6 protein-coding genes are annotated in these 7,539 nt (G+C 57.8%); 3 read left to right on the top strand and 3 right to left on the bottom strand.

Annotated features, from left to right (window positions below; all coding sequences use genetic code 11):
- Window positions 1-279 precede the first annotated feature (279 nt).
- Together Q0M74_RS03645 and Q0M74_RS03640 are read right to left on the bottom strand one after the other, a co-directional pair.
- On the bottom strand, window positions 280-570 hold the full coding sequence (locus tag Q0M74_RS03645; RefSeq protein ID WP_293951690.1) for a transporter: 291 nt from the start codon (window positions 568-570) through the stop codon (window positions 280-282).
- 24 nt (window positions 571-594) lie between these two features.
- Entirely contained in the window at window positions 595-894 is a 300-nt protein-coding gene (locus Q0M74_RS03640; RefSeq protein ID WP_293951689.1) for a transporter, read from the bottom strand.
- A 701-nt stretch (window positions 895-1,595) separates the two neighbouring features.
- On the opposite strand from Q0M74_RS03640, the gene Q0M74_RS03635 reads away from it, so the two are divergent.
- Window positions 1,596-3,281, top strand: coding sequence for an NAD-dependent epimerase/dehydratase family protein (locus Q0M74_RS03635; protein ID WP_293951688.1), 1,686 nt, complete (start codon window positions 1,596-1,598; stop codon window positions 3,279-3,281).
- A gap of 135 nt (window positions 3,282-3,416) precedes the next feature.
- On the opposite strand, the gene Q0M74_RS03630 is transcribed toward Q0M74_RS03635, so the two are convergent.
- Window positions 3,417-4,943: a CitMHS family transporter gene (locus Q0M74_RS03630; protein ID WP_293951687.1), complete on the bottom strand. Its 1,527-nt coding sequence runs from the start codon at window positions 4,941-4,943 to the stop codon at window positions 3,417-3,419.
- A 203-nt stretch (window positions 4,944-5,146) separates the two neighbouring features.
- On the opposite strand from Q0M74_RS03630, the gene Q0M74_RS03625 reads away from it, so the two are divergent.
- Together Q0M74_RS03625 and Q0M74_RS03620 are read left to right on the top strand one after the other, a co-directional pair.
- The gene (locus tag Q0M74_RS03625; protein WP_293951686.1) at window positions 5,147-6,820 is read left to right on the top strand and encodes a sensor histidine kinase; all 1,674 of its coding nucleotides are present in this window, start codon (window positions 5,147-5,149) and stop codon (window positions 6,818-6,820) included.
- Window positions 6,813-7,466, top strand: coding sequence for a response regulator (locus Q0M74_RS03620; RefSeq protein WP_293951685.1), 654 nt, complete (start codon window positions 6,813-6,815; stop codon window positions 7,464-7,466). Before Q0M74_RS03625 ends, Q0M74_RS03620 begins: the two co-directional genes overlap by 8 nt.
- Window positions 7,467-7,539 lie beyond the last annotated feature (73 nt).

Genomic DNA, 7,539 nt, shown 5'->3' with positions numbered 1-7,539 from the left:
CCCATGAGAAAATTTGCTTACCTAAAGGCAGCGGTCTCGCTGAGAAATTTCCCAGCTGGAAAATGAGACCTCACCGGTACTTTTATGAAAATAGGTGAGGAGGAATTCTGCTCAGCTGCCACCTCATCCAACTATCCTCATGTGCACTTTCAAAGCTCACATATAGGGAATCTTTGTTAAAAGTTTGGCTGAAATGACAATTTCTTCAGTTTCTCTGGCGTTGATAAACCCCTGCCCCGTGCGCAACCCTGCGACGGGGTAGCGGTCATACCGGAGTGCTCACCCGATGACTGCTGAACCAGTCACATCATGTGATGCCTTTTTCTTCTTGGTGAAAATTTTCCACAAGAAGCCCAGGGCGACGACGCACCAGACGGCTTCAGTGAGCAGGAGGCCGGGGTTAAACGGTGAGACGGCAGTGTAGGCAAAACCGAGCGCACCGAGGATGTTCAACGCCTGATACTTCGGGGAATCCGTGGTCAGAACGCCGAAGTTCATCAGGCCGTATGCCAGGACAAGAAGGATACCGGCGATGATGCCGATTTCATAGGTAAATACCAGAGGTTCCATGATTCACACTCTTCCTCTGAACCGCTATGCGGCTACGAGGCTCGGGATTGGGGTGGTTGCAAGAACCGGGGTGGTCTGCTGAGGACGACGTTTCATCCAGATTTTGATGATTCCGTAGAGGGCGAGTGCTGCCCAGACCACTTCGGCCCAGAAAACGCCGGCGTTCATCGGATTGGCGGCAGATGCAGCTAAGAAGCTGGCACCGGCAAAGTTGAGGATTTGATATGTGTAATGGTCTGTAGTGAGTTTGCCCATGTTGAGGAGGGCGAAAGCAGCCAAAAGGGCTGCTGAAGCGATAAGACCAAGGATCACCATTGCTGACATGGCGGGAATTCTTCCTATGCGGGGACTTTATTGGGGTGCGTTTAAAAGAGGTCGCTGATGGCGACGTATCCATTGTTTTTTAGATGATGTTTCCCCTGTTAGGACAGGCTTCTTGAGCCTGGGACATGGTGTGATTTTTTTAGTCCTCGGCATGAGTTCAACTCCTCAGCCCCTGTGACTCATCACAGGCAGAGTTGATCTTCATTGAGGTGCTGGCGCACATGCATATGCAGTTAGGAGATCAGACGGGATCCTGTGGGATTTGAGCCTGAAAACCGGAACAAATTGTGATTGCATTTTCCCGCATCTTGGCGGGAGTGTGGACCAGTATCTTCGGGCTAAGCCCAGCCCGCAACTTTCGGGGGTGGAGGGGTGTATGAAATGTGCCAGGGATGCTTTCAGTGACGCTGGGAACCCGGATCAGCGGATCGAAGTTGGTGCTGGTAGCCGTGCTGAAAGTGGTGATTTGAGAGGCGCAACACCTGCTGTGGGCAGGTGGGGGAGAGGGGATGCTGAATAGCCTTTTCTCAGACCACTGGAGCCTGCGATGAGGTGAAACGACCGTGCATCTGCTGACTGCTTCCAGGAGGGAAGCAATCCGGCCCCCTCACCTGCGTTTTCACCACCTTTCCTTGTATAAGAGATTTCTTTTGTGTTGACTGGCGTGCAAGAGCAGAAAACGAATCCAGCCAGGAGCCAAAATGCGAATTGCACTTGTTGGCGCAACCGGAAATGCAGGAACAGCCGTGCTGCGCGCCCTTCACCGTCACCCTGAAATCACGGAGGTTCTCGGCATTGCCCGCAGGCTCCCGGATCAGGAACTGGAACCCTATGACCAGTGTGAATGGAAATCCATTGATATTGCGGCAGCCTCCACGGAAAGTACTGCGGTTGCTGAGCTGACTGATGCTTTCCGTGGCTGTGATGCTGTGATTCATCTTGCGTGGATGATTCAGCCCAATGACCGCCGGGAACTGCTGCGCCGGGTGAATGTGGACGGTACCCGACGTGTGGCCCGTGCTGTTGCCGCTGCTGGTGTGGATCATCTGGTGGTTGCTTCTTCGGTGGGTTCCTATTCACCTGATGAAGCCAGGGAAGCACTGCGTAAGGATGGCACTGAGCCACCGTTGCGGGATGAAACCTTTCCTACTGAGGGCATCGAGTCCTCGCATTACAGTGTGGATAAGGCAGCTCAGGAAGATGTTCTTGATGCATTTGAGGCCCAGCACCCAGAGGTCACCGTGACCAGGTTGCGTCCGGGCTTGTTATTCCAGGGTGATGCCGCCTCAGAGATCCAGCGGTATTTCCTGGGTAAGTCGGTTCCGCCGAAGTTGCTTGCGCCTGAGACTCTGCCGTCGCTCCCGTTGCCTTCTGGTCTGCGCCTGCAGGCATTGCATACCGCTGATGTCGGTGAGGCTTATGTGGCGGCGGTGTTGGCCAAGAAGTCCGGTGCCTTCAATGTCTGTGCCGATGATGTTCTCGGGCCTCAGGAGCTGGCTGATATCTTGGGCACATCCGGAAAGTTCGTGGAGATCCCACCGGGAATTGTGCGTGCCGCCCTGGTCGCCGCCCATAAGTCAGGGGTGGTGCCAGCTGATGCTGGTTGGTTGGACATGGGCATGCAGGTCCCACTGATGGATAACAGCAAGGCCAAAACTGAACTGGGATGGGTGCCCGAACATACTGCAGCTGAAGCTTTAAGAGAACTGTTGGAGGGTCTGGTTGAGGGGCGGGGACACGTCTCAGCACCGCTGCGCCCACGCAATAGTGCAGAGAAAAATGTTGATGCACTGCATGAACCGGTGTCTGCCGGTGCAGCTGCTGGTGGGGGAGCGGCCGGTGGATCTTTAAACGGGTCAGCCACAAGCTCCCAGATCCCGGAGGTGATGAGCAGTGATCTGCTGGAGCTCTACCTCTCTGATCACTTAACGGGTGCCACTGCCGGTGCTAACCGTATTACCCGGATGGCTGATGATTTTGTGGATACCCCGGTCTTTGCCCAGTTGGGTCAGCTGGCGGATCAGATCTCTGCAGAACGTGACTTTTTGGAACGGATCATCAATGATCTGGGACTCAAACAGAAGCCTTATCGTCAGGCAGTGGCCTGGGTGGGGGAACGTGTGGGCAGGCTCAAGGGCAATGGCAAGGTTGTGGAGCGTTCGCCCATGACCATGTTGCTGGAAACTGAATTGATGCGTGGGGCTGTCAACGCCAAGATCGGCGGCTGGGAATGCCTGCGGGAGCATGCAGATACTCTTGGTCTGGATCCGGCGGTCTTTGATGCCATGATCAAAAATTCTTATAAGCAGGTGGAACTCCTGGAGGAAGTCCATGCCTATGCCCGTCCTCGTGCCCTGCGTGATGATGAGGACATCTACTGGGATTAGGGCAGGGGGGACTGGTTTTCCGTCCCGGCTATCGATAAATCCACCAGATCCCACCGTCGCAAATATCTGTGGCGGTGGGATTTATCTCATGACGGGATGCGTCATGGCAGTACTAAATGAGGACATTTAACCAGGTTAAGCAGCAAAAGGAACAACTCCGATGATCACGGCAACCAGTAGCATCACCAAAGAGACGATGGTGGCACGCCAGAGCACCTTCTTATGGTGATCGCCCAGGTTGACCTTGGCCAGGGACACCAGCAGGAGGATGGCTGGAACCAGGGGGCTTTGCATATGGACGGGTTGGCCGGTGATGGAGGCACGGGCCATTTCCACCGGGGTGATGCCATAGTGTGCGGCGCTTTCTGACAGGACTGGCAGGATGCCGAAGTAGAAGGCGTCATTGGACATGAAGAAAGTCATCGGGAGGGAGAGCACTCCGGTGATCACGGCCAGGTGGGGTCCCATGGAATTCGGGATGACGGTGGTGATCCAGGTGGCCATGGCATCAACCATGCCGGTGCCGTTGAGCACGCCTACCAGGACGCTGGCGGCCAACACCATGGAGACCACACCCACGATGCTGGAGGAGTGGGCCACCATTTCGGTGGCCTGGTCCTTGATCTTGGGGAAGTTCACGGCCAGGGCCAGGCCTGCACCGATCATGAAGACGAAGGCCAGTGGGAAGATATCGGCTACCAGCAGGATCATCACCACGGCGGTGAGTAGTGCGTTGAACCAGAGAAGTTTGGGGCGCAGGGTGGAACGGTAAGGATCCAGCATGGTGTCGGTCATGGCCTCAGTCATGTCATCGTCATTGAGGTTCACTGATGTGTCCACCTGTGGTTCCTGCACATCCACCAGGGTGCCGCCACCGCCACCGGTTGGGGTGGTGGTGCGCGGTGCTGATCCGCCTGCTCCGGAACCGCCAACGCCAGATTCCTTAGAGCTGAAACCGGGACCTCCGAAACGGGAGGAATCAATCCTGCCCAGGCGCTTGCGCTCAGATAGTCCCAGGAACCAGGCGAAGATAAAGACGATGCCCACACCGGCGATCAGGGAGGGGATCATCGGGACGAATACTTCAGCAGGGTCCAGGCCCAGGGCTGCTGCGGCACGCACGGTGGGGCCGCCCCAGGGGAGGATGTTCATGGTGCCGTTGATCAAACCGGCCACGCAGGTCAACACCACAGGGCTCATGCCCAGTCGCAGGTAGATGGGCAGCATCGCGGAGGTGGTGATGATGAAGGTGGTGGAACCATCGCCATCCAGGGAGACCACACCGGCCAGGACTGCGGTGCCGAGGACAACCTTGGCGGGGTCGTCGTGAAGCAGCCGGGTGATCACCCGGATCAGGGGGTCGAACAGTCCGACGTCGATCATGATGCCGAAGAACATGATGGCAAACATCAACAGCGCTGCGGTGGGGGCCATGTCGCGGACGGCGTCAAGAACCATGTCACCCAGCCCCAAGCCGGCCCCGGCGATGAGGCCGAAGATGGTGGGCACCAACAGCATGGCCACCATGGGGGTCAAACGGCCGATCATGATCAGGGTCATGAAGGTCAAGATCATCGCAAAACCCAATATGACCAGCACACCGTCTGAGGGTGAATGGCTTAGTGCATAGTCTGCGGCTAAAGAGATTGTGGAGCTGCTCATCGCTAGCCCTTCCTTGGGAAACCTGAGTGTTCTAACTTGCTGGCGACAGTCTAAGGTGGCGTGCATCACCCAAAAAGTCTTGTGTGCATTGCGTCCAGTAGTGTGCAAATAAACATTTATGCGCATTTAGCTCACATGCTTTTCCTGGTAAATGACACTGTTTCCACCACCCCCAGGGGGTGGGGATATGAGACCTCAAGGAGGTGTTCCACATCCGTTTCGCAACCCGGATCCTGGTGATCCAGGCACTCACGGTCACCCTCGTGGTGGGGGTATGCACCGGAATCTTCACTGTGTTGATGGTGCAACAGCTGAAAACTGAGGCTGAACACACCGCACTATCCATCGCCAGGTCCGTTGCGGTGAATCCCCAGGTCCGCCAGGACGTTGCCGTGGACACCATGACCGGTGCCAGCCCCTCGAGCGCAACCCTCGCCGCAGGGCCGTTGCAGGGATATGCGATGGCAGCGTCGATAAGCACTGGGGCCTTGTTCATCGTGATCACCGATGGCAATGGCATCAGGTTGGCCCATCCAGAACCGCGACGGCTGGGACAGACGGTGAGCACCAGCTTTGCCGCCGCCATGCGCGGGGAGGAAACCACCGCCTGGGAGACCGGCACCCTGGGGGATTCCGCGCGCGCCAAGGTTCCGATCTTCGCACCGGAGAGCACCACGCCGGTGGGGGAGGTCAGCGTGGGTTTTGAACGCGACAGTGTCTATGACCGGCTCCCGCAGCTGCTGCTGGCTTTGGCTGTGGGAGCTGTCCTGGCACTGGCCATCGGTGTGACCGTGGCGCTGGTGATGCGCAGACGTTGGGAGAAAATCACCCTCGGGCTGCAACCGGAGGAACTGGTGGCCCTGGTGAAAAACCACACGGCTGTTCTTGACGGTGTGGAGGAAGGCGTGCTGGCGCTGCGCCCGGACGGCAGCATTGATGTGCACAATCAGCAGGCACAGAACATCCTCGGGGTGGGGCCGTTGAAGGGCCGCAACCTGCAGGACATGGGCCTTGATGAGGCCACCGTGACCATGTTGCTGGCGGGCCAGCAACCGGAACCGGTCACCCACCACGACCGCATCCTGTACCTGGACTCCCACCAGGTCAGACGCGGTGACCAGGAACTGGGACAGGTGATCACCATCCGGGACCGCACCGACATCCTGGAACTCAGCCAACGCCTTGATTCCGTGCGCACCATGACCCACGCCCTGCGCGCCCAACGCCATGAATTCGCCAACCGGATCCATACCGCCAGCGGCCTGGTGGACGCCGGGCGGGTGAACGACGCTGCACATTTCCTGCACGAGATGCACCGTAATGGCGGGCAGACACACCCGCTCATCGGCGCAGCCCGCCTCAATGACCCCTTCTTAAGCTCCTTCCTCCACACCGCCTCCATCAACGCCTCTGAGCGTGGGGTCAGCCTCCGGATCACGGAGGACACCCTCATCCTGGGAACCACCGATAATGTCGAGGACATCGCCACCATCCTGGGCAATCTGATCAACAACGCCACCGAGGCAGCCATCCGGGGAACCCAATCACGCTGGATCGACCTCACCCTCATGGACGCCGGCGACACACTGGCCATCACCATCGCTGATTCCGGCACCGGCATTGCCGAAGAGGTGGATGTATTTGCTGCAGGGCAGGGCCTTGTGGATGATGTCTCTGGTGAAGGAACCGGTGACCGGATCCATGGTCACGGGATCGGCCTGAAATTATGCCGGGCACTGGCACGCTCCCACGGCGGTGATATCTGGGTCATTGACAAAGGTGGGCTCACCGGTGCGGTATTCGGTGTTCGACTCCCCGGCGTGATGATGCCGACAGATACCTACAGAACAGAGGGAAAAGAGATGACAGATGGATAAAACACTGCAGGTACTTGTGATCGATGATGATTTCCGGGTTGCAGATATCCATGCCTCCATCGTTGATTCCGCGCCGGGTTTCACGGCGGTGGGCACAGCCCGCACCCTGGCTGAGGCACAGCTGCTTATCGACGAACACCCTCTCGACCTGTTGTTGGTTGATATCTTCCTCCCCGATGGTGATGGCCTGGATCTGGTGCGCAACGCCCACCTTGATGCGTTTGTGCTCAGCGCCGCCGATGATGTGAACACCGTCCGCCGAGCCCTGCGGGCAGGTGCACTGGCGTATCTTGCCAAACCCTTCCCCCAACGGTTACTCACCGAAAGGCTGGATAGATATGCCCGTTTCCGGCATGTCCTCTCCGGTTCGCAGGGATTGTCGCAGGATAAGATCGACCAGGCATTGTCCATCCTCAACGGTTCTCAGACCTCTGCTGCGGTATCCCGTTCTGCCACGGAACAATTGCTTCTTGACGCCCTGGATGGTCAGGAACTCTCTGCTGCGGAAGCCGCTGAACTGGCTGGTGTCTCCCGGGCGACTGCCCAGCGCAGATTAGCTGCGATGGCCAGTCAGGGGATCGTGCAGGTCCGCCTGCGTTATGGGCAGTCAGGCCGGCCGGAACACCTGTATTCCCGCGATAACTGACCCCTTGTCAGTGGCAGGGGAAGTGTCACCGGAAGAGACACTGTAAGCGACACCCCAGGTGGTACCTGGGTAC

This window comes from uncultured Corynebacterium sp. (genome assembly GCF_945649885.1).
In the GTDB taxonomy this organism is placed as follows: domain Bacteria; phylum Actinomycetota; class Actinomycetes; order Mycobacteriales; family Mycobacteriaceae; genus Corynebacterium.
Note: the sequence above shows the minus strand (reverse complement) of the source record. Positions and strands in the feature narration are given on the sequence as shown.